Here is a 22,502-nt window from a genome sequence, read left to right on the forward strand (position 1 = left end):
CCCTCCGGCCCGCACTGGTCTTCTGATGACAGCGGCGAAAAGCGGCAAGGACGACTGGTTCGGTAAGCGCCGGCATTATTTTGTCCGCCGATTGCTCGACCAGTCCCTCCACCTCATCCAGGACTTTCAAGCAGCATACTGTCGGTACAGTGCTTCATGCATCCGGGAGCGACCCGGGGAACAGCGAAACCTAGAGCCGAATGCGGCGCAAAGAGCAATACTGCACCACGTGGGCCGCATGGTGGGCACAGAAACCGGCAAGGGACCGTTGTGGCGGCTCAAGGACCACTGCCGCCAGCTCTGGCCGCGAAACGCCCCCCACCCCCCTGCCCAGGAAGCATGTATTGACTGGCTGATCGGCGCGCTTTTCCATGAAACGATGCGACTGCGGGACACCCTGTACGTGCTGGACAATGATGACCGGCTCCCCTGGAACGGCCGAACAGCAAGTCCCAACTCACCGAGAGACGGGCACCCCGGAAGTTTCCAGCAGCAGATAGAAAGGATCGCGGCTCTTTTCAGCCGGTTGCGGGACGAGTTGCGCCTGCTGATCCCGGATTTGCTGGCCAACCCGCTGGTCCTGCGCCTGCTGGCCGAACAGGAGGAGATCGTCGCCGATCTCTGGGGAGAATCGCTGGAATCATTTTTCGATGACCTTTTCTCGGGGAACGCCGCCAGCGGTTTCTGCCTCATCGGCGCTAGCTACGCATCAGGACAATGGTTTAGCCAAGCCCTGACGATGTACGAACGGGCGCTGAACCGCGACCGGCAGTGCAACGAGGCCAGAATTCGTGTTGCCCATCTGCGGGCGATTGTGCGGGAAGAAGACGAAACAACGGAATGCGCCAGACAGGCAATCCGTAATTTTACAGAAGGAGTGAAAGGCCATGGCAATTAAAGTAGGGATTAACGGATTCGGCAGGATTGGCAGGAATATTTTTCGCGCATTGGCCAAGGACCCGGCTTTCGCCGACATCGAAATCGTCGGCATCAATGATCTCACCGATGTGAAAACCATCGCCCATCTGGTGAAGTATGATTCCATCATGGGGCGCTCGGAACAGCAGATCGCTGTTGGCGAAAACAGCATTGTGGTCGATGGCAGGACCATCCCCATTACCAGCCACCGCAAACCCGGGGAAATTCCCTGGGCAAGCCTTGGCGCCGAATATGTCCTTGAGTGCACGGGGCTTTTTTGTGACATGGAATCAGCCAAGGCTCATATCGACGGAGGCGCGGCCAAAGTGATCATTTCGGCGCCAGCCAAGGGCGAGGTGAAAACCATCGTCATGGGCGTCAACGAACACGAATACGACCCCACCGTGCATCATGTGGTGTCCAACGCCTCCTGCACCACCAACTGTTTGGCACCGGTGGCCCAGGTCATCCTCGATAATTTCGGGATCAAACGCGGCCTGATGACCACCGTGCATTCCTACACCGGGGACCAGCGGCTGCTCGACTTCCCGCACTCCGACCTGCGTCGGGCCCGCGCCGCCGCCATGTCGATGGTTCCCACCAAGACCGGTGCCGCAGCTGCCGTGGCCTTGGTTATTCCCGAATTGAAAAACAAATTCGACGGACTGGCGGTCCGCGTTCCCACCCCGGATGTATCGCTGGTGGATGTGGTGATCGAGGTCGAACGGGAAACCACCGTGCCGGAGGTCAACAAGGCGCTGGCTGCAGCCGCCAACCGCTATCTGGGCTATACCGAGGAACCGCTGGTTTCCATCGATTTCCAGGGCGACCCCCACTCCTCGATCGTCGACGGCCTGTGCACCAAGGTGTTGGGCACCTCGGTCAAGGTGATGAGCTGGTACGACAACGAGTGGGGCTATTCCAATCGCATGCTGGACCTGGTGCTCCACATGGAGGCCAACAAGCCCCTGTAAGCCGCGAGCAGGACGGTATCGGGCGAATGGCAGATGCCTCCCTCGGCACTCCTTTTTCCCGACCGCCGGACAATAGAAAACGGGATGCCCCCCTGCCACATGCAGGGTGGACATCCCGCGCTTTTTTCACTTCCGCCTTGTCACCGGCGGAATGATCAACCCTCGATATAGCCCTTGCCGTTGCAGGTGGGGCACTTTTGATCCGGCGTGCACACTTGGCCATCCGGCGTTTTTCCCTGCCACTCGCCGCTGGTTTCACACACCCCTTCAATAACCTTTTTTCCCATGCAGGTTGGACAGGTTTCCTTTTTTTTCTCTTCCGCCATAATTCCTCCTTGCAGTTAAATGATAATTTTTATTATTTGATATAAATAAACAAAACAAAGAAGAAAACAAGAAAAAACAGCCGTTCACCCCAATTTATTTTCGACACTCCGCACCTTGTCGTCCATGCTCTGCTCACGGTCGACCCGGGTGCCGAGCTTGATGGTCGTGGTGATGCGCGGCGCACCCATTTCGTGCACCCGTTCATGGCAGCGCTTGACCGCCGCCATGACCTCCTCCCATTCGCCCTCGATGTTGGTGCCGTAGGCGTGCAGTTGCGATTTCAGCCCGGCCTCCTGCAACACCCGGTGGCACTCGGCCACATAGCGGGAAACGGACACGCCGACACCCAGTGGTACAAGACAAAGATCAAGAATCACATGCATACGGTCCTCCTTGCGTTTCGGCGCTCTCTCGAAGCAGCGGTTTATGGAACGGCCGGGAAAGGAGCCCGCCGCGCCTGCGGCCGGTCGTTTCCCTTTGCCTCTTGTGCTGATTTTCCACTATGCTACAGACAATGAGCGAAGACAACCTGGAAATCCGCCCTGGAGGCTGCCATGCGCATTCTTGTTCTCGAAGACTCCAAACCCTCCCAGCACCTGCTGCGCAGCCGCCTGGAGCAGGAGGGGTTCACCGTCGACACCGCCGACAACGGTCATCAGGGCTTTCAGCGGGCCACGGCCAATGCCTACGACGTCATTCTCAGTGACATCCACATGCCCCACTGGGACGGGTTCAAGTTCATCGAGGCCATTCAGGTGGTCAGCCCGCACCTGCCCATCCTGATCATCACCTCCGCCCACGACGATCAGCAGATGCTGGCACGCTTACAACGATATCCCAATGTTTTTGGGGTGTTGGCCAAGCCCTTCGATTTCACCGTCCTCTTCAAGCAATTGGCCAGCGTCCCCCGGCAGACCCATACCAGCGTCAACAAGAAGGCCAAGATCGTGTGCACCATCGGCCCGGCAAGCAACAGCCCCGAGATGCTGGGCAGGATGATCCTGGCCGGCATGGATGTGGCCCGGCTCAATTTTTCCCACGGCAGCTACGAGGCCCACGAGACCACCCTGCTGGCGGTGCGCGAGGCGGAAAAGGTCTGGGAAAAGCCGATCGCCGTGCTCCAGGATCTGTGCGGTCCCAAGATCCGCACCGGACCAATGCGGGAAGGCGCCATTCAACTCCATGCCGGCGAAGTACTGATCGTGCAGAAGGAACCGGTGGAGGGCACGCCGGAACGGATCTCGACCATTGCCCCGGCTATCCTCGCCGATCTGCGCCTCGGCGATCCGGTGCTGCTCGACGATGGCCTGCTGGAGCTGCGGGTGGTCAAGGAGGGAACTGACGAGGTGCACTGCGAGGTGATCGTCGGCGGCACGCTCAAATCAAGCAAGGGCATCAATCTGCCCCTGACCGCCCTGTCCCTGCCCAGCGTCACCGAAAAGGACTGGCAGGACCTCGACTGGGGCCTCAACCATTCGATCGACTATGTGGCCCTCTCCTTTGTTCGCTCCGCCGAGGACGTGTGGCGGATCAAGAACTACATCAAGGCATCGGGCAAGCGCAATCTCAAGGTAGTGGCCAAGATCGAGAAACCGGAGGCGGTCCAGAACATCCGCGAGATCGTCGAGGTGGCCGACGCCATCATGATCGCCCGCGGCGACATGGGGGTCGAACTGCCGGCGGCGCGGGTGCCCCGCATCCAGGAACGGATCATCGAACTGTGCTGGGAATTGAACACGCCGGTGATCACCGCCACCCAGATGCTTGACTCCATGACCATCAATGCCCGGCCGACCCGCGCCGAGGTCACCGATGTCAGCATGGCGATCAAGGAGGGCACCGACGCGGTGATGCTCTCCCAGGAGACGGCCACCGGCGTCGATCCCGTCAACGTGGTGCGCACCATGGCCTCGATCATCTGCGAGGAGGAGCGCTACGCCCACCCCAGCGCCGAACACTTCCGCGAGTTGGAAGCCGATACCGCCCGCTACCCCGCCCTGTCGGTGGTGGCTCACCTCGGCACCACCAGCGCCACCCTGCTGCTCGATCCGGACGGCACCCTCTACCCGATCCTGTCCAAATGGAACCGCAAGACGCCAACCCTGGTGGTGACCAAATCGCTGCACGTGGCCCGGCACGCCAGCCTGTACAACAACATTTTCCCCTTGATCATCCGTGAGGAATTGGGCCGCACCGAGATGGTCTTCCGCTCGCTGGCCATGGCCCGTGAATGGGGCTACATCCATGCCGGCGAAACCGTGGCCGTGGTCGAGGGACCGCGGGTCACCCGCAGCGGCATCCGCCAGATGGCCGCGGTCCAGGTAATTCGGGTGGAGAAGGAGTGAGCTCACCCGTCCTTGTCCCTTTTTGTTCCCCCAGCGCATAAAAAAAGCCGGATCATGGACTGATCCGGCTCGTTCGCGTCCTGCTGGCGACAGGATTATTTGGCTGGGGGCTCCGCCTTCTTCTCCGGGGGGACCGCCTGCTCCGCCGCTGTCCCCTGTTCCGCTGCTCCCGGCTTTTCCGCCTTGTGCATCTGGCCGGTCAGCAGCGGCTTGATCTGCTGGCCGAGCTGCTGCATATACCCCTTGTTCCAGGCAAACGCCAAGACGATGATCAGCACCAGGAGAACCACCCAACGCTTCCATGGGGTCTTCTTTTCGGCAAAGGGATCGGTCAGCATCCGTTCCGCGCCCCTGGGCAGCTCGGCCATCTTGGTCAGGGTGGAACCGAAGGGGATGTTGATGCTCGCCTTGGTGTTGACGGCCCAGCCGTTGGCGTCGAGGATCGGTCCGAGGTTGCGCTGACGCAGTTTGAGGAAGGCGATCAGCATCGAGGGACCGGAGATGGCGAGGATGATGCCGCCGATGGCCAGGGGCATCTGCCACACCGGCAAGGCCATGAAACCGCCGACAATCGAGGCGATGGCTGTGCCGATGGCTCCCAGGGCGAGACCGATGGCCGCAAAGATACCGGCGAACTTGCCGACATCGAAGGGTGCCGGTGGCTGGCCGCCGGCCGCTGCCTTGGCTCCGAAACCGGCGATGCCCGCACCCGCGCCGCTGTCCACCGCCTTGTCCTTGGCGGCGGCGAATTTTTCGATCTGTTCGCCGACCATGCGGGCGATGCGCTTGTACGGTGCCCAAAAGGCTTGGGACACGCTGATGGGATGATCGATCAGCTTGACGATGGTCGCATCCCAATCGTTGCCCTGGCAATCGTAAAAAACACCGTTGCGGCCGACCATCAGGTTGTCGGAGTCACCGCCGGTGAAGGCGGCGGCGATGAGCACCCGCTCGTCGCTGTTGCGCCGCCTGCAGTCGCAGTAGGCCAGGTAGGTCCGGCTGAGATTGGCCAGCGGGCTGTGGGCTTCGACGCTCTCCACCCGCACGCACAGCTCGCAGGCGCGGCCGTCGATATAAAGGGTTCCGGCCTGAAAAATAGCCTTGCGCCGCTGGCTGTAAAAATCGCGGAAGGCGACGAAGTTGTTGAGCAGCTGGTAGAGATCGCGGTTGAAATGGACCAGGCGGACCACCTTGTCGATGGTCTCGACCTGATCGGTCAGCCGTAGATCCTGCTCGATGAGCTATTCGAGCTGCTGCCGGCCCGGGCCCTGGAGAATTTCCCGCACCCGTTCAAAGCCCAACGCTTCCACCTCGGTTCCCGCCTTGCCGGCCTGCCAGGATTCAAAAGGAGCAAAGGTCGCCTTAATCTGCTGCCATTGCGCCGCGTCGAGATGGTCTGACTCGCCGAACAGGGGGGTGACCACCAACGCCGCCAGCAGCTCCACACTGCCCGCCCAGACCGGATTGATGCCCTCGCGCAGGGGCAGGGTCCGACCCGCCTCGACATGGGCCAGGGGAAACTGCTCGACCTCGGCCGAAGCCCCGCTGAGATCCTGGTTGGCCAGGGTTTCGTAGGTGGCGATGGAAGGATTGAGCGGTTCCTGAGCCTTGGGGTCGAAAGCCGCCAGGCCGCAACGGATGAAGAAATCGTCGATTTTATTCTTCAAGCGGCTGTAGACAGCGGCCGCGTCTAGGGTCGACTCGCCAAAGGGCAAGATGGCCGAATCGCTGGCCGCTTGGTCCCACCACTGGGCATGGAGCTCCGCCGCAGTGAAAAAGGCCTCGACCCGCTCCCGTGACACCCCTGGACAGCCGCTGCGGTCCTCGTCGCTGCCCACGCAGGCCATGATCTCCTCGATCAGCTTCCTGGTGGCCTCATCCTCGGTCGCATGCACCGGCACGATGCCGTCGCCGTTGAACGCCGACTCGTGCAACAGCGAGGAAGTATCGGCCACATCCGCAATTGACACCGATTCCGCCTCCGGCTTGCCGAGGTAGGTCAGCAGCTGTCGGGCCGATGCGAGCAGTTGCCGGCCCTCGGGATGGCTGTCGTTGATGGCCCGCAGGGGCAATTCCGCCGCCCCGGCCAGCAGGGGATCAAAGTCTTTGAGCACCGAACTGACCCACTCCACGGCGGTCAGCACTTCCTGCACCCGTACCCGGCCATCGTTGTCGCAATCCAGCAAGGACAAGGTACGGGGATCGAACTCAAGGCCGTTGACCGGGCAGCTGAGCGCCGCCCACAGCTTCTGGTCCAACTCGCCGAGGTGCCTGATATCCTCGGCGGTTTCAAGACGAACCTGATCAAAACCGCCCAATCGACAAAAACGCCAGCGATAGGTCCCGTTTCCACTGTCTTCCATGGCAAGAGCCTCCGTAGATGAAAAAATGAGCAACACTCCTCTTGTGGCGATGCTTACCGGATTCGGTCAATACCCTCTATTAAATATTCGGTAAATTTTCAAAATTGAGTGCAGCGGCTCGCTCGGGCGCCTCCGAGAAAATTCTCATCCGCCCCCATCGCGCCGACCGTGTTCCGCGCGATGGACCAACGCTCCCAGAGCAGACGCCCGTCTACTGACAGCGCAGCATGGCCAGCTGCATGGTCAGCGGGGTTTCAAAGTGGGCTTCACCCCGGCCCCATTCGGCATAGCCGACAGAAACCCAGGCTCCCTGTTTTTCCCACAGATCGTACCCGAACTTCCAACCGCCGCACTGCTCGTCGCAGAGGTATTCATACGCCGGCCCGTAGTAGAGGAACCGCAGGCCGTTGTCGTCCTCGCTCTGCCGGCTCTGGCCGATCAACACCTGATCCGCCCCGCGCTTGCCGGCTTCGCCGAGCACGGCGGCTTCGATATCCTTGCCGGTCTGGTTGGCGGGCAGCTGCACCAGGACTTCGGCAAACACCCGGCAGGATCTGTCGACCTGGGCCGACTGAAAAGCAATGGCGATTTTATTGGTGGCCGGATACACTGGCCCGTTGTACGCCGTTCGGTCCTCACCGCTCAGACCGACAAGCTTGCCGACCTCCTGGTTGAGGCCGCATCCCGAGGCAGCGGCAAGAACGGCCGCGGCCGCAATAAACTGACTCCATTTTGACATGTGTACGCTCCGCAAGAGTGGTCTGTAGCGCGAAAACAGAGGGATCTCGCATCGCCTCCTTTTTCGCGATTCCATTTTTTGCGCAAAGGAAAACAGGACCCCCAAAAGAATGCAAGGAGAAAAACATTCCACCCTTCAGGCCGATCTGCTCCTCCTCCTAGTCGCGCTGATCTGGGGCTTTGGTTTTGTCGCCCAACGGGTCGGCATGGACCACCTCGGCCCCTATACCTTCAACGGCATCCGCTTCCTGCTTGGCGGGCTGTGTTTGCTGCCCCTCGCCCTGGGCCGCGCAACGACGCCTATGGTCCCCAAGGATCGGCACATTCCCTTGCCTTGGGCCGGACTCCTGGCCGGCGGGATCTTGTTCATCGCCGCTACCCTGCAGCAGGTCGGCATCACCTCGACCACGGCGGGCAAAGCCGGGTTCATCACCGGCCTCTACGTGGTGCTGGTGCCGATGCTCGGCCTGCTCGTTCGGGAACGGACCCATGGCGGCACCTGGCTCGGCGCCGTGGCGGCGGCGATAGGCTTGTACCTGCTCAGCGTCAGCGAAGATTTCCGTATCGAGGCCGGGGATCTGCTGGTGCTGATCGGCGCCGTGTTCTGGGCCGGCCACGTGCTGGCGCTCTCCTACCTCTCGCCCCGAACCGTGCCGGTACGGCTGGCCATGGTCCAATTCTTCGTCTGCGGGGGACTCAGTCTGCTCACCGGGGTGTGCCTGGAACCCATCACCCTGCAGGCGATCATCGAGGCGACGGTCCCCATCTTCTACGGCGGCGTCTGCTCGGTGGGCGCTGGCTACACCCTCCAGGTGGTGGTACAGCGCAAGGCCCACCCCTCGCACGCGGCCATCCTGCTGAGTTTGGAATCCCCGTTTGCCGCCTTGGGCGGCTGGTTGCTGCTGGGAGAAGTCCTCTCCGGACGGGCGGTCGTCGGCTGCGCCCTGATGCTCGCCGGCATGCTCGTTTCCCAGTTATGGCCGATGATGGTGGGGAGGGGAAAAAAGGCGTGCTGACCCTCCGCACCCTCCCCGTCACCCATCGCCAACAAGGGTTCCCATAATCAAGAACAATTGCCGGATACCGTCGTTGCAGGTACTATAGCCCGGTTGGACAGGCGGGTTACCCCACCGTCAAGACAAAGACCATCAAGGATACCGGAAACAACAGCGGCATCTTTTCCCCCAGATCCCTGCACAAAGGATAGAGCAGCATGGCCAACGAACCGAACAAGATCATCTACTCGATGATCAAAGTCAGCAAGAAATACAACCAGAAGCAGATTTTAAAAGACATCTCCCTGTCCTACTTCTACGGCGCCAAGATCGGGGTGCTGGGCCTCAACGGCTCGGGCAAGAGTACGCTCTTGCGCATCCTGGCCGGGATCGACAAGGAGCATGAGGGCAAGACCATCCTCTCCGAGGGCTTCACCATCGACTACCTGCCCCAGGAACCGATGCTCGATCCGGACAAAACCGTACGACAGATCGTCGAGGAAGGGGCCCAGGCCACGGTCGATCTCTTGAACGAGTTCAACGCCATCAACGAAAAATTCGCCGAACCCATGGACGACGACGCCATGCAGGCCCTGATCGACCGCCAGGCCCAGGTCCAGGACAAACTCGATGCCATCGACGCCTGGAACCTGGATTCGCGGCTGGAGATGGCCATGGATGCCCTGCGCTGTCCGCCGGCCGACATGCAATGCGGCGTGCTCTCCGGCGGCGAGAAACGGCGGGTGGCCCTGTGCCGGATTCTGCTGAAAAATCCGGATATCTTGCTCCTGGACGAGCCCACCAACCATCTGGACGCGGAATCGGTCTCCTGGCTGGAGCAGCATCTGCAGCAATATCCGGGCACGGTCATCGCCGTGACCCATGACCGCTATTTCCTCGACAACGTCGCTGGCTGGATCCTGGAACTCGATCGCGGCCAGGGCATTCCCTGGAAAGGCAACTACTCTTCCTGGCTGGAACAGAAGCAGAAGCGGCTGGCCCAGGAGGAGAAGAAGGAGAGCGAACGGCAGCGCACCCTGGCGCGCGAGTTGGAGTGGATCCGCATGAGCCCCAAGGGGCGTCGTTCCAAGTCCAAGGCCCGTATCACCGCCTACGAAAACCTGCTCAATCAGCAGAGCGAGAAGGCGGCCGGCGACCTGGAGATCTACATCCCGCCGGGACCACGCCTGGGCAAGCTGGTGATCGAGGCCGAGGGGCTGTGCAAGGCCTTCGAGGGCAGGCTGCTGATGGACAAGCTCAGCTTTTCCCTGCCCCCTGGCGGCATCGTCGGCATCATCGGCCCCAACGGTGCCGGCAAGACCACCCTGTTCCGCATGATCACCGGCCAGGAGCAGCCGGACAGCGGCACCATCCGCATCGGCGAGACGGTCAAACTGGCCTATGTCGACCAGTCGCGCGACTCGTTGAAGCCCAGCGATACCATTTTCCAGGCGATTAGCGAGGGCCAGGAGACCATCTGGCTCGGCACCCGCGAGGTCAATGCCCGCGCCTACGTGGCCAAGTTCAACTTCACCGGCAGTGATCAGCAGCAGAAGGTGAGCGAGATCTCCGGCGGCCAGCGCAACCGGGTCCATCTGGCGCGGATGCTCAAGGAGGGCGGCAACGTGTTGCTGCTCGACGAGCCGACCAACGATCTCGATGTCAACACCATGCGCGCCCTGGAGGAGGCCCTGGAGAACTTTGCCGGCTGCGCCGTGGTCATCAGCCACGACCGCTGGTTCCTCGACCGTATCGCCACCCACATTCTCGCCTTTGAGGGGAATAGCGAAGTGGTCTGGTTCGAGGGCAACTACTCGGACTACGAGCAGGACTACAAGAAGCGCAAGGGCGCGGATGCCGACCAGCCGCACCGCATCCGCTACCGCCAGCTGACTCGGGATTAGCCTCCCTTTTTTTACAGCCGCGCCGCATGCCGGCCCTTGATCCGTACTGGCGGATCAGGACGGCATGCGGCCGGCCCCCGTTCTTGCTCCATTTTCTTGTGGCGCATCCTCCCGGATATGCTTATAACTCCCCCCATGAATACACTGGGCAGCACGGATAATTTTGCCCCACAAAGTGGCATACACGGTGGTCGATCCGACCATGCGGGGAGCAGGACAACCATAAGGAGGACCATCGGGATGGTTGCTCCTCCCCGGTTAGTCGAACGCCAATACTTCACCTTTGCCGAACCGCCGCACGAGATGATCCTTGACTGCGGCGCCCGCCTGGGGCCGATCACCCTGGCTTACGAAACCCTGGGCGAGCTCAACGCCGAGCGCACCAACGCCATCCTCATCCTCCACGCCTTTTCCGGCGATTCCCATGTGGCCGGCTACCTGCACGAGGATGACGAGCGTCCCGGCTGGTGGGACAACATGGTCGGTCCGGGCAAGCCGGTGGACACCAACCGCTATTTCGTCATCTGTTCCAACATTCTCGGCAGCTGCGCCGGCTCCACCGGACCCTCGTCGATCAATCCGCAGACCGGCAAACCCTATGGACTCACCTTTCCGATGGTGACCATCAAGGACATGGTCCGGGCGCAAAAGCACCTGATCGAACACCTGGGGATTCGCAAGCTGATGTCGCTGATCGGCGGCTCGGTCGGCGGCATGCAGGTGCTGCGCTGGTGCGCCGACTACCCGGAGATGGTGGGCTCGGCCATCCCCCTGGCCACCACGGCCCGCCATTCGGCCCAGGCCATTGCCTTCAACGAGGTGGCGCGGCAGGCAATCATGGCCGACCCGGCGTGGAACAACGGCGATTATTACGACGGCCCCGGCCCGGCGCATGGCTTGGCGGTGGCACGAATGATCGGCCATGTCACCTATCTGTCCGATGAGGCCATGCGGGAGAAATTCGGTCGTCGGCTGCACCGCAGCGCCCTGTCGTTCGACTTCACCGGCGATTTCCAGGTGGAAAGTTATCTCCATCACCAGGGCAAGAAATTCGTCGACCGCTTCGACGCCAACTCGCTGCTCTACATCACCAAGGCCGCCGACTATTTCGACCTCGAACGCGGCGGCCACAACCTGCTGGTCAATGAGGCCCTGGCCGACGTGCCCTTTCTGGTGATCTCCTTCACCTCCGACTGGCTCTACCCCACCTATCAGTCACGCGATATCGTCTCGGCCCTGAAAAAAAACGGCAGCGATGTCAGCTTCTGCGAGATCGAGGCCCAGTGGGGTCACGACGCCTTCCTGGTGCCCAATGAACGCCTCAACGGGCTGATCAGTGGTTTTCTCGATCGGGTGTACCATGAACAGTGTCTATAACCGGGAACTGGGCACCATGCGTTTTGACCTCCAGGTCATCGCCTCGTGGATCGAACCGGGTTCACGGGTGCTTGATCTGGGCTGCGGCAGCGGCGATCTGCTCGACTACCTCAAACAGCACAAGCAAGGCATCGGCACCGGCATCGAGCTGTCCGAGGAGAAGGTGGCCCGGTGCATCGAACGCGGCCTGACCGTGCTCCAGGGCGACTTTCGCCAGGAGGTCCGCGATTATCCCGAGGGGCGTTTCGATGTGGTGGTGCTCAGCCAGACCCTGCAGCAAATCCATGACCCCAAGGAGCTGTTGATGGATCTGCTGTGGATCGGCAAGCGGGTGATCGTCAGCTTTCCCAACTTCGCCCACTGGTCGGCGCGGCTGCAACTCTTGTTCACCGGCATGGCGCCGGTCACTGACCAGCTGCCCTACGAATGGTACAACACCCCGAACATCCGGGTTATTTCCATCAAGGATTTCAAGCGCTTTCTCCGCATGTTCGGAGTGCGCACGGTGCGTGAGGTGGCGATCAACACCCATCATCACGACTATAAAGGCAACATTGTCCGCTCGTTCAAGAATCTGCGGGCAACCTATGGCATCATGATGCTGGAGCGAGTGACGTGAGCCGCTTTTTTCAGGAAGAGTTGATTATGGGAAAACAGGACGTGCTGGCCGGAAGTTGCAAGACCGAAACCATCACCGCCGAGCGGGTGCGCAATCCGATTCCCGACGCGGTGACCGCCTTGGCCGAAGGGTTCAGGAGCGGCCGCTGGGCCAGCCATATCGAACCGGTGCCGATTCCCTCCAAGCAGGCGATCATCCATCTGATCGAGCAAGCGCAGCAAATCCTTTTTCCCGGCTTTTTTTCCGCCGATATTCTTCGTCCGGAGAATCTTGACTATCATCTGGGGCAGCAACTGAGCCAGTTCTATGAACATCTCGCCAGCCAGATCAGTTCGGCCATCCGCCACGACTGCTTCCGCCACAACCAGGCCTGCACCCTGTGCAATGAGCGCAGCTACGAAATCGCCGCCGAGCTGATCGACAGCCTGCCCGCGATCCGCAACCTGCTGGAGTCGGACATCGAGGCCACGCTGACCGGCGACCCGGCGGCGGCCAACTCGGACGAGGTGATCTTCAGCTATCCCGGCCTGTTCGCCACCCTGATCTACCGCCTGGCCCATCGCCTCCACCAACTGGGGGTACCGCTCATTCCCCGGATCATGAGCGAACACGCCTATCACCGCACCGCCATCGACATCAATCCCGAGGCCACCATCGGTTCGGACTTCTTCATCGATCACGGCTCCGGCGTGGTCATCGGCTCCACCACCACCATCGGCAACCGGGTGCGGCTCTACCAGGGCGTCACCCTCGGCGCCCTGTCCTTGCCCCGGGACGCGGGGATGAAGCTGCGCAACGTCAAACGCCACCCCACCATCGAGGACGACGTCATCATCTACGCCAATGCCACCATCCTCGGCGGCGACACCGTGGTCGGTGCGCGCTCGATCATCGGCGGCAACGTCTGGCTGACCGAGTCGGTCGGTCCGGATACCCGGGTGATGCTGGAGCAGCCCCGTCTGGTCTATATCGGTCGCGAGCAGGGAGGACAACCATGAGGACGGTGTGCGGCGATTTCACTCAGGCGGTGGGCAACACCCCATTGGTTCATCTTCGGCACATCAGCTCCGCAACCGGAGTTGAACTGCTGGCCAAGGTGGAGTCGTTCAATCCGCTGGGCAGCATCAAGGACCGGGTGGCGGTGGCCATGGTCGATGACGCCGAGCAACGCGGTTTGCTTGCCCCGGGCGGCACCATTGTCGAGCCGACCAGCGGCAATACCGGCATCGGGCTGGCCTTTGTCAGTGCCAGCCGCGGCTACCATCTGATCCTCGCCATGCCCGAAAGCATGAGCATTGAGCGGCGCAAGCTGCTGATCCATCTGGGGGCCGAGCTGGTGCTGACCCCGGCGGCCGAGGGCATGCGGGGTGCAGTGGCCCGGGCCGCCGCCATTCAGCAGGAACGTCCGGGCGTCTGGATGCCCAACCAGTTCGCCAACCCGGCCAACCCGGCCATGCACCGGCGCACCACCGGCCCGGAGATCTGGCAACAGGGAGGGGGGCGGATCGACGCCTTTGTCGCCGGCGTGGGCACCGGCGGCACCATCAGCGGTGTGGGCGGGTACCTCAAGGAACAGCACCCGGCGGTGCGGATCGTGGCGGTCGAGCCGGCCGCCTCGCCGGTGCTCTCGGGTGGTATGCCCGGGCCGCACAAGATCCAGGGCATCGGCGCCGGTTTTGTTCCGGACAATCTCGACCGGGCGGTGATCGACGAGATTGTTACAGTCGAAAACGACGAGGCCATCCGCCAGGCGCAGTTTCTGGCCCGGCGTGAAGGCATCCTCTGCGGCATCTCCGGTGGCGCGGCCCTGGCCGGAGCCCTGCGGTTGGCTGTCCGGCCCGAGTTTCAGGGTAAACGGATCGTCCTTCTTCTGCCCGACACCGGCGAGCGCTATCTGAGCACCGAGTTGATGACCGCATAGTCTTCGCCGAATCCACCATCGCCTATATCACGGACTGTCGGCACAGCCTGCCCATTCTCCTCGTCTTTCTGGGCAACAGAGCTGTTGGATGATACGGTGGGGGATTTTCCCTGCCTTACGTGGGGAGCACGCGCATTCCTTTGAATTTATCGGCAGGATATGCTTACATGGGACCTTTCGATCGCAGGAGAGGCACCCGCTGCCGGAGCGTCTTGCGGGACACCTTCCACCACTTCTTTCTGAAGAAGGGACAATCCATGGCATGTACAGGCAAGCAGTTGCGCGCGCGGCGGAGACTCTCTCTGATTCCAGCCATTCTGGCCTTCTGGGTCACCCTTGGGATCTGGTCCCTCTCTGCGCCGATCTGGGCGCAATCATCCCCTGAAGCGTCCGTTCTTTCTCCTCCGACAGGTCCCGTCGCTGGAGCCAGTGAGGCGCTGAGCAAGGCGGTTCTTAAAATTGACATCGATTACACCGAATCACCGTCCGCCGCCGCCGAACGGCTGGCCAAGTCGCTGACCAGCGCGACAACGGCGGATGCAATCCGCCCCGCCGCCTATGAAGCGCTTGCCCGTTCGGGCATGGCCGTCAAGAGTGCCTCCGAAATCCTTGCCGCAACCGGCCCGCGCATCATCAAACGGTGGCTCTTGCCCGCCCAGGCCGACAACCTCGCCCTCGACTTTCTCGAACATCAGGGCTGGACGCTCGCCGATTTGACCAAGGCCGTTGCCGAACACCCGAACGGCCCCGGAGCCCAGCTGCTCACGCGTCCCGAAACCCTGGGCATGTTGCTGCGGGAATGGGCGGCCATCGCCAAGCAGTCGCCCGCCGATCCCGAAGCGTTCGCCCCCTTGCTGCTGGCACGGATTGCCCATATCAGGGGCAACGGGTCGGATTTTACCCAGGGCGCGATTATCCCCGAGCAGATCGAGCTGTCGTATCTCGAACTCATGCTGCTCACGGCCGGAGCCTACAAGGGCTTGCCCCAGCAACACGCGCCGAGGCAGTTGTCCAGGGCTGTCTCTCTCCTGCAGTGCGCGACATCCTGGTCGACGTCACTGCTCGTGCCATCCGCCCATGCCGCTGGCGACCCCCCCTGCACCTGGGTGAAAGACAATGTCGGAAAAAACGAGGAAGCCGAGGCTGCCCAGGATTTCACCGAGGAAGGCGTCGGCTGGATGATGGACACGGCGCTGGATAAAACAGGCAAATGGCTCGATTCCTTGGGCGACGGCACCTTGGGAAAAACACTGGGGCAGGCCGCCGGTATCTTGAAAATAACCAACCTGCTCACCTCCATGATCTCCCTCTATGGCGGATACAGCCTGACCCTGACCTGGGATCCGGTCAAGCCCCACTATCTGGGGCATGAACATGGTAACGCCGCCATGCACATCACCGCCTCGGTCAGTTCGAGACCGTTGGCCGATGACGCCACCCTGGCCTGCCTCAAGTTTCTCGGCATCGAAAAGCCGACCAGCGACTCGATGAAGGACACCACCGTCGAGTGGGTGGCGCTTTACGGAACACCCAAGCACGCCCAACCGAAATTTCCTCCCTCCAGCCGGGAAAACGTCGGTCCCGATGGCAAGGCCGTCCTGGAACTGACGATGAGCCAGGAAACACTCGGCCAGGAAGTGAAAAAGGGCCGGATCAAGCACGATCAGGTCGTCATGCAGGCCAATCTCATCGTCTACAAATCCAACCCCGGAAAAATCATGGCCGCAACCCTGTTTGGGAACGTTGTCGGCGGCAATATCGAAGTCCTCAAGGGATGGTTCGCCAACTGGTTTCCCAAACGGGCGGTGGCGCGCGTGCCGGTCGAGTGGCACAAGCTCTCCCGCTGGCGCTGCGTGGTCGAGGTCGCGCCTGGTTTGCCCCTGCGCATCGTCTATACCAGCGGATTGGGCACCAAGAGCATCTGGACCTGGGCCTTCGAGGGCGATTCCAGGTTTTCAGGCAGCGGCTCGTTCGATCTCACCAGCGGCAGTACCCGGTTCGTGATGAACGAAACCGTGACCGACGGCGGCATGACCGGGCACGGGACAATCCCGAAAACAGCCAGCATCGGCGGCACCGACGAGGAGCCCACCCTGATCCTGGGCATCGACGGCACGTCGAAATATTTCACGAAAGGCGGCGCCATCGCGAAAAAAGTCAAGGGACAAAGGGCCTTCAAACTTGAAGAGATAGAATGAGGACGTGGGCAGCGCCCGTCTTTTCCGGATACCGTCACATGGCATCCGAGTTGCAATGCATACACGCACAACCAAGGAAAGAACGTTATGGGAACAATCGTCTCACTGAACATCAGCCGGGAAAAAGGCGTCAACAAGGAGCCGGTAGACAGCATTGAAGTCAAGGTCGATCACGGCATGGTCGGCGATGCCCACGCCGGCGACTGGCACCGCCAGGTCAGCCTGCTGGCCGAGGAATCGATCGATTTCATGCGCAACAAGGGGCTGGAACTGGACCCCGGCGCCTTTGCCGAGAACATCACCACCGAGGGCATCGACTTGGCCAAACTCCCCATCGGCACCCGCCTGAGCAACGGCCAGGTGGTGCTGGAGATCACCCAGATCGGCAAGAAATGCCACCACGGCTGCGCCATCTTCAAGCAGGTGGGCGACTGCATCATGCCGCGCGAAGGCATTTTCGCCAAGGTGATCGTGCCTGGGACCCTGCATAAGGGCGACAACCTGGATGTGTTGCCGTGAGCGGTAGCGCAAATTGCAAACGCTGCGGCACCTGCTGCCGTCAGGGCGGCCCGGCCCTGCACGGGCCGGATCTGAAACTGCTCCGTTCGGGAACCCTGCGCACCGAGGACCTGATTACCGTCCGCCGGGGTGAACTGGCCTTCCAGCCTCTGGCCGACCGTCCCGAACCGGTCACTCATGAATTTCTCAAGCTAAGCGGCCAACACGGCACCTGGTGTTGCCTCTTTTATGATGAACAGAGCCAAGGGTGCCGCTGTTACTCGCATCGGCCCTTGGCCTGCCGGCTGCTTGACTGCACCGACACCGGGCCCATCCTGGACATAGCCGGACAGGACCTGCTGACCCGCTTTGCCTGCATCGCCGCCGACGATCCCCTGTTGCCGCTGATCCGGGAACATGAGCAACGCTGTCCCTGCCCGGACCTGCATGCCTTGGCCGGCGATTTGGCGCAAGACACGCTCGACCCCGCGCGCCTGGCCGAACTGGAAGCCACCGTGGCCCTCGATCTGGCCTTCCGCAGCCGGGTCGCCGCCGAGCTGCGCCTTTCCGTGGCGCAAGAGATGTTCTCCTTTGGCCGGCCGCTGTTTCAACTGCTGTTGCCCTTGGGGCTGCAAGCCGTCAACACCCCCGAAGGCATCCGCCTGCACCGTTAGACGCAGGCGCCCGCCGCGGCCAGCATGGGGTTGACGGCCGAAGCAAAAGCATATAGAGTGCCGCACCTTTTGCCCCCCTTTTTCCCTTCTTCTCCCGAGGTACGCCGGAATGAGCGCTCCCGATGTCCAGACCCTCCTTGCCCGCTTCGACCAACTGACCGACACCTACATGCGCGACGAGGTTGATCAGGCCCTGCACTGTCAGCAGGAACTGACCCCGCACCTGCTCAAGATCATCGAGACGGTGGCCGAAAACCCGCTGATTTATTGCCTGGAAGGACACAATGCCCACGTCTACGCCGCCAGCCTGCTGTCCCATTTTTGCGAGCCGGCCGCCCATCTGCCGCTGATCCGGGCCTTTTCCATTCCCGAGGAGCAGTTGGTCGACCTGTGGGGCGACATGACCACCGAAACCCTGCCCACCCTGCTCTACCGGACCTGCAACGGCTCCATCGAGGCGATCAAAAACTTAGTGAATAACCGAGAGGTGGATCAGTATGTGCGCTGCGCGGCCATGGAGGCACTGTCCTATGCGGTGGCCTTTCATCCCTTCCACCGCGACGAGGTGGTGCGCTTTTTCCAGGGGCTGTTCACCGGCGAGGAGGCCGCGCGCGACTCCCATTTCTGGGGCAACCTGACTGCCACCTTGTGCGACCTCCATCCTGGGGATTCGATGGCCATCATCCGCACCGCCTTTGCCGAGGGCATCGTCCCCCCCGGATTTATCAGTCTGGAAAATGTCGAGGAGGCTAACAAGCGGAGCATGGAGGCGGCCATGGACCATCTGCTGACCTGGGTCAAGGCGCGGATGCCGGCGGATATCCATGCCTACATCTCCTGGTTTGCCGAATTTCATCAGCAGGACCACGAACAGCCCGCAGCGAAAAAACCGGCCCCCAAAAAGGACAAGAAAAAGGGCAGCCACGATCCTCAAAAGGCCGCCAAAAAGGTGCGCAAGAAAAACAAGCGTTAGCCCCCCTTCCCCGCACAGCTCCCCCGAGGTCGTTGGCGGCCGGCACCTCCTGGCTAATCGACCGGCAGCAGTCCGTCGCGGGGCTTGGCCCCCATGTCGGCAAAGCTGATGACCGTATTGCGCCCCCGGCTCTTGCTGGCGAACAGGGCGTGATCGGCCTTGCCCAGCAGATCGACCAGATCGTGAGCATCCTCGGGATAGGAGGCCATGCCGCAACTGACCGTCAGGTGGACGGACAGCCCCTGGCCACGGAGGAACCGGCGGCCAGCGATCGCCGCCCGCATCTGTTCGGCCAGCCGCCTGCCGGCCTCCCCATCCAGGTTGGCCAGCACCACCACGAATTCATCGCCGCCATAACTGACGCCGTACCCGCCCTGGGGAAGCAAGGATTTGATGATGCCCGCCAGCTCGGCAATGGCGCGACTGCCGTTGAGATGCCCGTGGCTATCGACCACCTGCTTGAATCGGTCGATATCCATGAAGATGACGGTGAGCGACTGCTCCGGATCGCGGTTGAAATGGGCCTGCATGTTCCGGTAGAGGTAGCGGGTGTTGAAGAGGCCGGTGAGATCGTCGAGGAAGGACAGCTCCCGGTAACGGGCCCGGCTGGCCTTCAGCGCCTGCTGGGTACGGCAGAGCGCCAGATGGGTCCTGACCCGGGCCAGCAGTTCCTCCTGGGTCGAGGGTTTGATGATATAATCCTGGGCGCCGGCGGCAAACCCGTTGACGATGTGTTCCTTGTCGTTACTGGCCGTGACGAAGATCACGGGGATGTCGGCTGTCCGTGGATTCTCCTTGATCAGCCGGCAGGCCTCAAGCCCGGAGACGCCGGGCATGTCGATGTCCAACAGGATCAGATCCGGCAGGCAGTCGGAGGCAAGGAGGGCGAGCGCCTGCTGGCCGCTGGCGGCCTGGACGACCTGATACCCGGCTCGGGCCAACATGGCGTGCAGCAGTTTGATGACCACCGGGTTGTCATCGACGATCAGAATGGAGGCATCGGTTGTTTTTTCTTTCTTTTTCATGCATTCCATGGTGAGGAAGAACAAAAGGAAAGGGAACAAAGGCAACGAACCAAACGCGGCCCGGGTCAACGCCTGCCGGTTCGAGCCGAGCCGCGACAGCTGCCGGTGATCAGCACCTTACCGTTAGCCGGGCCGCTTTGGCCACTTTTTTGCGCGGTTCGGACAAGATTATATCCCCTCTTTTTTTCCCTCAAGGAGGCATCCCATGGCTCACGATTTGACCACCCAGCTCGCCGTGCTCGGCGGCGGTCCTGGCGGATACACCGCGGCCTTTCGCGCCGCCGATCTCGGCCTTTCGGTCTGCCTGATCGAACAGGGCGGAAGACTGGGCGGGGTCTGCCTCAACGTCGGCTGCATCCCTTCCAAGACCCTGCTTCATGCGGCCTCGGTGATCGAGGAGGCACGCGACGCGGCGGCCTTCGGCGTCAGCTTCGCCCCGCCCCGCATCGACCTCGAAACCCTGCGCAGCCACAAGGCGCGAATCGTCACCCAGCTGACCACCGGCCTCGACAGCCTGTGCGCGGCCCGGAAGATCACCCGTCTCACTGGCCACGGCGCCTTTGTCGACCCGCACACCCTGCTGGTCAGCAGCCAGGAGGGCGATGTCCGGGTGCGCTTTGACCATGCGATCATCGCCACCGGATCACGCCCGGCAACCCTGCCCGGCTGCCCCGAGGATGCGCGCATCTGGGATTCCACCGCCGCCCTGGCTCTGACCACGGTTCCCAAACGACTGCTGGTCATCGGCGCGGGCATCATCGGCCTGGAGATGGCCCAGGTGTACAGGGCGCTCGGTGCCGAAATCACTGTGGTCGAGCCGCAGAACCAGATCATCCCCCCAGCCGACCGCGACCTGGTGCAGCCGCTGTTCCTGAAGCTGAAGAAAACGTATCGAATTTGTACCGAAACCAGGGTGGCCGGGATGACGGCCACGACAAACGGAATCGAGGTCACGCTCGCGGGCAAGACCGATGCCGCCGAGCTGTTCGACGCCGTGCTGGTGGCCGTGGGCAGGAGACCGAATACAGAAAATTTTGGCCGGGAGGCTCTGGGAATCGACCTCGATGGCCGGGGCTTCATCCCGGTCGACGACCGTCAACGGACCGCCGTGCCCCACGTGTACGCCGTGGGCGATGTGGTCGGCGACCCCATGCTGGCGCACAAGGCCGCCCATCAGGGCAAGGTAGCGGCGGAGGTCATCGCCGGCCACGCCTCGGTGTTCGCCCCACGGGCCATTCCCTCGGTGGCCTATACCTCGCCCGAAATCGCCTGGATGGGCCTGAGCGAAAAGGAGGCCGCCCAACAGGGCCTTGCCGTGGACAAGGGCAAATTCCCCTGGGGGGCCAGCGGTCGGGCGTTGAGCGCTGGGGCGGGCACCGGAGTGAGCAAGATCCTGTGCGACCCGGATAGCGGCCGCCTCCTTGGTGCCGGCATCTGCGGCCAGAACGCCGGCGAGCTGATCCATGAGGCGGTGCTGGCCCTGGAGATGGGCGCCACGGCCGAGGACATCGGCCTGACCGTTCATGCCCACCCGACCCTGGCCGAAACCCTGGCCTTTGCCGCCGAGATGGTCACCGGGTCGATCACCGATGTGCTGCCACCGAAAAAGCCGGCCAGGACAAGATAACGGAGGCCGCGCATGCATCTGACCCTTGAGAATCCGTTGGACATGCACCTGCACCTGCGCGAGCGGGAGATGCTCGCCCTGGTCGCCCCCTGTAGCGCCGCCCAGTTCGCCGGCGGCGTGATCATGCCCAACTTGGTGCAACCGGTGGACAGTCTGGAGCGATTGCGCGCCTACCGCGCCGCGATCCTCGACGCCTGCGCCGGCGAACCGTTCACCCCCTACATGACCCTGTTCTTCCGCTCTTACCACCGGGAAGAATTGCTGGCCGCCAGGGACGAGATCATCGGCCTTAAACTCTACCCGGCCGGGATCACCACCCAGAGCGAGTCCGGGGTGCGGGATTTCGACCGCATCGGCGACACCGTGGCCCTGCTGGAAGATCTGGACATCCCCCTGCTGGTGCATGGCGAGACGGATGGTTTCGTCATGGAGCGGGAACGGGAATTCTTGCGCGTGTATCAGTGGCTGGCCGAAACCTTTCCCCGACTGCGGCTGGTGATGGAGCACATCACCACCGCCGAGGCAGTCGAATTGCTCGACCGGTACGACAACGTCGGCGCCACCGTCACCCTGCACCACCTGCTGATCACCCTGGACGACGTGGTCGGCGGACTGCTGCAACCGGATCTGTTCTGCAAACCGATCGCCAAGACCCCGCGGGACCGCGAGGCCCTGCGCCAGGCTGTTCTTGCCGGTCACCCCCGGCTGATGTTCGGGTCGGATTCGGCGCCGCATCCCCGCCACAAGAAAGAATGCTGCGGCTGCGCCGCCGGAGTCTTTTCCGCGCCGGTACTCCTGCCCGCCCTGGCCCAGCTGTTCGAGGAGGCCGATTGCCTGGAGCGGTTGGCCGATTTCGTCAGCCACCATGCACGGCGATTTTACCGGCTCAGGCCGCCGCACAAACAGGTGCATCTGGTGCGTGCCCCCTGGACGGTGATGGAACAATATGAAACACTTCGGCCGTTTCTCGCTGGTCAGACCTTGCGCTGGCGAGTGGAAAAGCGACCGTAAACAGTCGGTAATGAT

The 22,502-nt window shown here is 62.1% G+C and carries 21 protein-coding genes; 15 read left to right on the forward strand and 6 right to left on the reverse strand.

Features of this window, described 5'->3' with window-relative positions:
* The first annotated feature begins 25 nt into the window (after positions 1-25).
* Positions 26-898 carry a hypothetical protein gene (locus tag DESPR_RS14930; RefSeq protein WP_015725634.1) on the forward strand — a complete coding sequence of 291 codons (873 nt, stop codon included), beginning with the start codon at positions 26-28 and terminating at the stop codon, positions 896-898.
* On the forward strand, positions 888-1,892 hold the full coding sequence (gene gap / locus DESPR_RS14935; RefSeq protein ID WP_015725635.1) for a type I glyceraldehyde-3-phosphate dehydrogenase: 1,005 nt from the start codon (positions 888-890) through the stop codon (positions 1,890-1,892). Before DESPR_RS14930 ends, gap begins: the two co-directional genes overlap by 11 nt.
* Positions 1,893-2,047: 155 nt before the next feature.
* On the opposite strand, the gene DESPR_RS18070 is transcribed toward gap, so the two are convergent.
* Positions 2,048-2,218 carry a hypothetical protein gene (locus tag DESPR_RS18070; protein WP_015725636.1) on the reverse strand — a complete coding sequence of 57 codons (171 nt, stop codon included), beginning with the start codon at positions 2,216-2,218 and terminating at the stop codon, positions 2,048-2,050.
* 84 nt (positions 2,219-2,302) lie between these two features.
* The gene (locus DESPR_RS14940) at positions 2,303-2,602 is read right to left on the reverse strand and encodes an MTH1187 family thiamine-binding protein (protein WP_015725637.1); all 300 of its coding nucleotides are present in this window, start codon (positions 2,600-2,602) and stop codon (positions 2,303-2,305) included.
* A gap of 171 nt (positions 2,603-2,773) precedes the next feature.
* Here DESPR_RS14940 and pyk point away from each other — a divergent pair, with 171 nt between their 5' ends.
* Positions 2,774-4,564 (forward strand): pyruvate kinase, encoded by a 1,791-nt coding sequence (pyk, locus tag DESPR_RS14945; protein WP_015725638.1) that lies wholly within the window; start codon positions 2,774-2,776, stop codon positions 4,562-4,564.
* Between the two features lie 95 nt (positions 4,565-4,659).
* On the opposite strand, the gene DESPR_RS18820 is transcribed toward pyk, so the two are convergent.
* From DESPR_RS18820 to DESPR_RS14955, 3 genes are all read right to left on the reverse strand, one after another.
* The gene (locus DESPR_RS18820) at positions 4,660-5,754 is read right to left on the reverse strand and encodes a hypothetical protein (protein ID WP_015725639.1); all 1,095 of its coding nucleotides are present in this window, start codon (positions 5,752-5,754) and stop codon (positions 4,660-4,662) included.
* Positions 5,755-5,805: 51 nt separating this feature from the next.
* A complete protein-coding gene (locus DESPR_RS18825; protein ID WP_015725640.1) occupies positions 5,806-6,927 on the reverse strand; it encodes a hypothetical protein in 1,122 nt (373 codons plus the stop codon).
* A gap of 211 nt (positions 6,928-7,138) precedes the next feature.
* Positions 7,139-7,666, reverse strand: a complete 528-nt coding sequence (locus DESPR_RS14955) for a hypothetical protein (RefSeq protein ID WP_015725641.1) — start codon at positions 7,664-7,666, stop codon at positions 7,139-7,141.
* Between the two features lie 109 nt (positions 7,667-7,775).
* Between DESPR_RS14955 and DESPR_RS14960 the strand changes: the two genes are divergently transcribed.
* From DESPR_RS14960 to DESPR_RS15005, 10 genes are all read left to right on the forward strand, one after another.
* Positions 7,776-8,681, forward strand: coding sequence for a DMT family transporter (locus tag DESPR_RS14960; RefSeq protein ID WP_015725642.1), 906 nt, complete (start codon positions 7,776-7,778; stop codon positions 8,679-8,681).
* Between the two features lie 197 nt (positions 8,682-8,878).
* A complete protein-coding gene (gene ettA / locus DESPR_RS14965) occupies positions 8,879-10,564 on the forward strand; it encodes an energy-dependent translational throttle protein EttA (protein WP_015725643.1) in 1,686 nt (561 codons plus the stop codon).
* A gap of 240 nt (positions 10,565-10,804) precedes the next feature.
* Positions 10,805-11,941, forward strand: a complete 1,137-nt coding sequence (metX, locus tag DESPR_RS14970) for a homoserine O-acetyltransferase MetX (RefSeq protein ID WP_015725644.1) — start codon at positions 10,805-10,807, stop codon at positions 11,939-11,941.
* On the forward strand, positions 11,925-12,560 hold the full coding sequence (metW, locus tag DESPR_RS14975; protein WP_015725645.1) for a methionine biosynthesis protein MetW: 636 nt from the start codon (positions 11,925-11,927) through the stop codon (positions 12,558-12,560). Before metX ends, metW begins: the two co-directional genes overlap by 17 nt.
* 26 nt (positions 12,561-12,586) lie before the next feature.
* A complete protein-coding gene (locus DESPR_RS14980) occupies positions 12,587-13,558 on the forward strand; it encodes a serine O-acetyltransferase (protein ID WP_043771559.1) in 972 nt (323 codons plus the stop codon).
* On the forward strand, positions 13,555-14,481 hold the full coding sequence (gene cysK, locus DESPR_RS14985; protein ID WP_015725647.1) for a cysteine synthase A: 927 nt from the start codon (positions 13,555-13,557) through the stop codon (positions 14,479-14,481). The genes DESPR_RS14980 and cysK overlap by 4 nt, the downstream gene beginning before the upstream one ends.
* Positions 14,482-14,738: 257 nt before the next feature.
* Positions 14,739-16,679: a hypothetical protein gene (locus DESPR_RS14990; protein ID WP_218918254.1), complete on the forward strand. Its 1,941-nt coding sequence runs from the start codon at positions 14,739-14,741 to the stop codon at positions 16,677-16,679.
* Positions 16,680-16,766: 87 nt separating this feature from the next.
* A complete protein-coding gene (locus DESPR_RS14995) occupies positions 16,767-17,198 on the forward strand; it encodes an MOSC domain-containing protein (protein ID WP_015725649.1) in 432 nt (143 codons plus the stop codon).
* Positions 17,195-17,851: a YkgJ family cysteine cluster protein gene (locus tag DESPR_RS17530; RefSeq protein ID WP_015725650.1), complete on the forward strand. Its 657-nt coding sequence runs from the start codon at positions 17,195-17,197 to the stop codon at positions 17,849-17,851. The genes DESPR_RS14995 and DESPR_RS17530 overlap by 4 nt, the downstream gene beginning before the upstream one ends.
* 109 nt (positions 17,852-17,960) lie before the next feature.
* Positions 17,961-18,824 (forward strand): DUF1186 domain-containing protein, encoded by an 864-nt coding sequence (locus DESPR_RS15005; protein WP_015725651.1) that lies wholly within the window; start codon positions 17,961-17,963, stop codon positions 18,822-18,824.
* A 53-nt stretch (positions 18,825-18,877) separates the two neighbouring features.
* On the opposite strand, the gene DESPR_RS15010 is transcribed toward DESPR_RS15005, so the two are convergent.
* Positions 18,878-19,849, reverse strand: a complete 972-nt coding sequence (locus DESPR_RS15010; protein ID WP_043770194.1) for a diguanylate cyclase — start codon at positions 19,847-19,849, stop codon at positions 18,878-18,880.
* Between the two features lie 205 nt (positions 19,850-20,054).
* On the opposite strand from DESPR_RS15010, the gene lpdA reads away from it, so the two are divergent.
* Both lpdA and pyrC read left to right on the forward strand, forming a co-directional pair.
* The gene (gene lpdA, locus DESPR_RS15015) at positions 20,055-21,476 is read left to right on the forward strand and encodes a dihydrolipoyl dehydrogenase (protein WP_015725653.1); all 1,422 of its coding nucleotides are present in this window, start codon (positions 20,055-20,057) and stop codon (positions 21,474-21,476) included.
* Positions 21,477-21,488: 12 nt separating this feature from the next.
* Complete coding sequence (gene pyrC, locus DESPR_RS15020) at positions 21,489-22,487, forward strand: dihydroorotase (protein ID WP_015725654.1); 999 nt, start codon at positions 21,489-21,491, stop codon at positions 22,485-22,487.
* The last annotated feature ends 15 nt before the right edge of the window (positions 22,488-22,502 follow it).

It is taken from the genome of Desulfobulbus propionicus DSM 2032 (assembly GCF_000186885.1).
GTDB classification, from domain to species: Bacteria; Desulfobacterota; Desulfobulbia; order Desulfobulbales; family Desulfobulbaceae; genus Desulfobulbus; species Desulfobulbus propionicus.

Bases quoted from the DNA above. Each gene is read 5' to 3' on its own strand.
- DESPR_RS14930 (WP_015725634.1), top strand. From the start codon at position 26: ATGACAGCGGCGAAAAGCGGCAAGGACGACTGGTTCGGTAAGCGCCGG.
- gap (WP_015725635.1), top strand. From the start codon at position 888: ATGGCAATTAAAGTAGGGATTAACGGATTCGGCAGGATTGGCAGGAAT.
- DESPR_RS18070 (WP_015725636.1), bottom strand. From the start codon at position 2,218: ATGGCGGAAGAGAAAAAAAAGGAAACCTGTCCAACCTGCATGGGAAAA.
- DESPR_RS14940 (WP_015725637.1), bottom strand. From the start codon at position 2,602: ATGCATGTGATTCTTGATCTTTGTCTTGTACCACTGGGTGTCGGCGTG.
- pyk (WP_015725638.1), top strand. From the start codon at position 2,774: ATGCGCATTCTTGTTCTCGAAGACTCCAAACCCTCCCAGCACCTGCTG.
- DESPR_RS18825 (WP_015725640.1), bottom strand. From the start codon at position 6,927: ATGGAAGACAGTGGAAACGGGACCTATCGCTGGCGTTTTTGTCGATTG.
- DESPR_RS14955 (WP_015725641.1), bottom strand. From the start codon at position 7,666: ATGTCAAAATGGAGTCAGTTTATTGCGGCCGCGGCCGTTCTTGCCGCT.
- DESPR_RS14960 (WP_015725642.1), top strand. From the start codon at position 7,776: ATGCAAGGAGAAAAACATTCCACCCTTCAGGCCGATCTGCTCCTCCTC.
- ettA (WP_015725643.1), top strand. From the start codon at position 8,879: ATGGCCAACGAACCGAACAAGATCATCTACTCGATGATCAAAGTCAGC.
- metX (WP_015725644.1), top strand. From the start codon at position 10,805: ATGGTTGCTCCTCCCCGGTTAGTCGAACGCCAATACTTCACCTTTGCC.
- metW (WP_015725645.1), top strand. From the start codon at position 11,925: ATGAACAGTGTCTATAACCGGGAACTGGGCACCATGCGTTTTGACCTC.
- DESPR_RS14980 (WP_043771559.1), top strand. From the start codon at position 12,587: ATGGGAAAACAGGACGTGCTGGCCGGAAGTTGCAAGACCGAAACCATC.
- cysK (WP_015725647.1), top strand. From the start codon at position 13,555: ATGAGGACGGTGTGCGGCGATTTCACTCAGGCGGTGGGCAACACCCCA.
- DESPR_RS14990 (WP_218918254.1), top strand. From the start codon at position 14,739: ATGGCATGTACAGGCAAGCAGTTGCGCGCGCGGCGGAGACTCTCTCTG.
- DESPR_RS14995 (WP_015725649.1), top strand. From the start codon at position 16,767: ATGGGAACAATCGTCTCACTGAACATCAGCCGGGAAAAAGGCGTCAAC.
- DESPR_RS15005 (WP_015725651.1), top strand. From the start codon at position 17,961: ATGAGCGCTCCCGATGTCCAGACCCTCCTTGCCCGCTTCGACCAACTG.
- DESPR_RS15010 (WP_043770194.1), bottom strand. From the start codon at position 19,849: ATGAAAAAGAAAGAAAAAACAACCGATGCCTCCATTCTGATCGTCGAT.
- lpdA (WP_015725653.1), top strand. From the start codon at position 20,055: ATGGCTCACGATTTGACCACCCAGCTCGCCGTGCTCGGCGGCGGTCCT.
- pyrC (WP_015725654.1), top strand. From the start codon at position 21,489: ATGCATCTGACCCTTGAGAATCCGTTGGACATGCACCTGCACCTGCGC.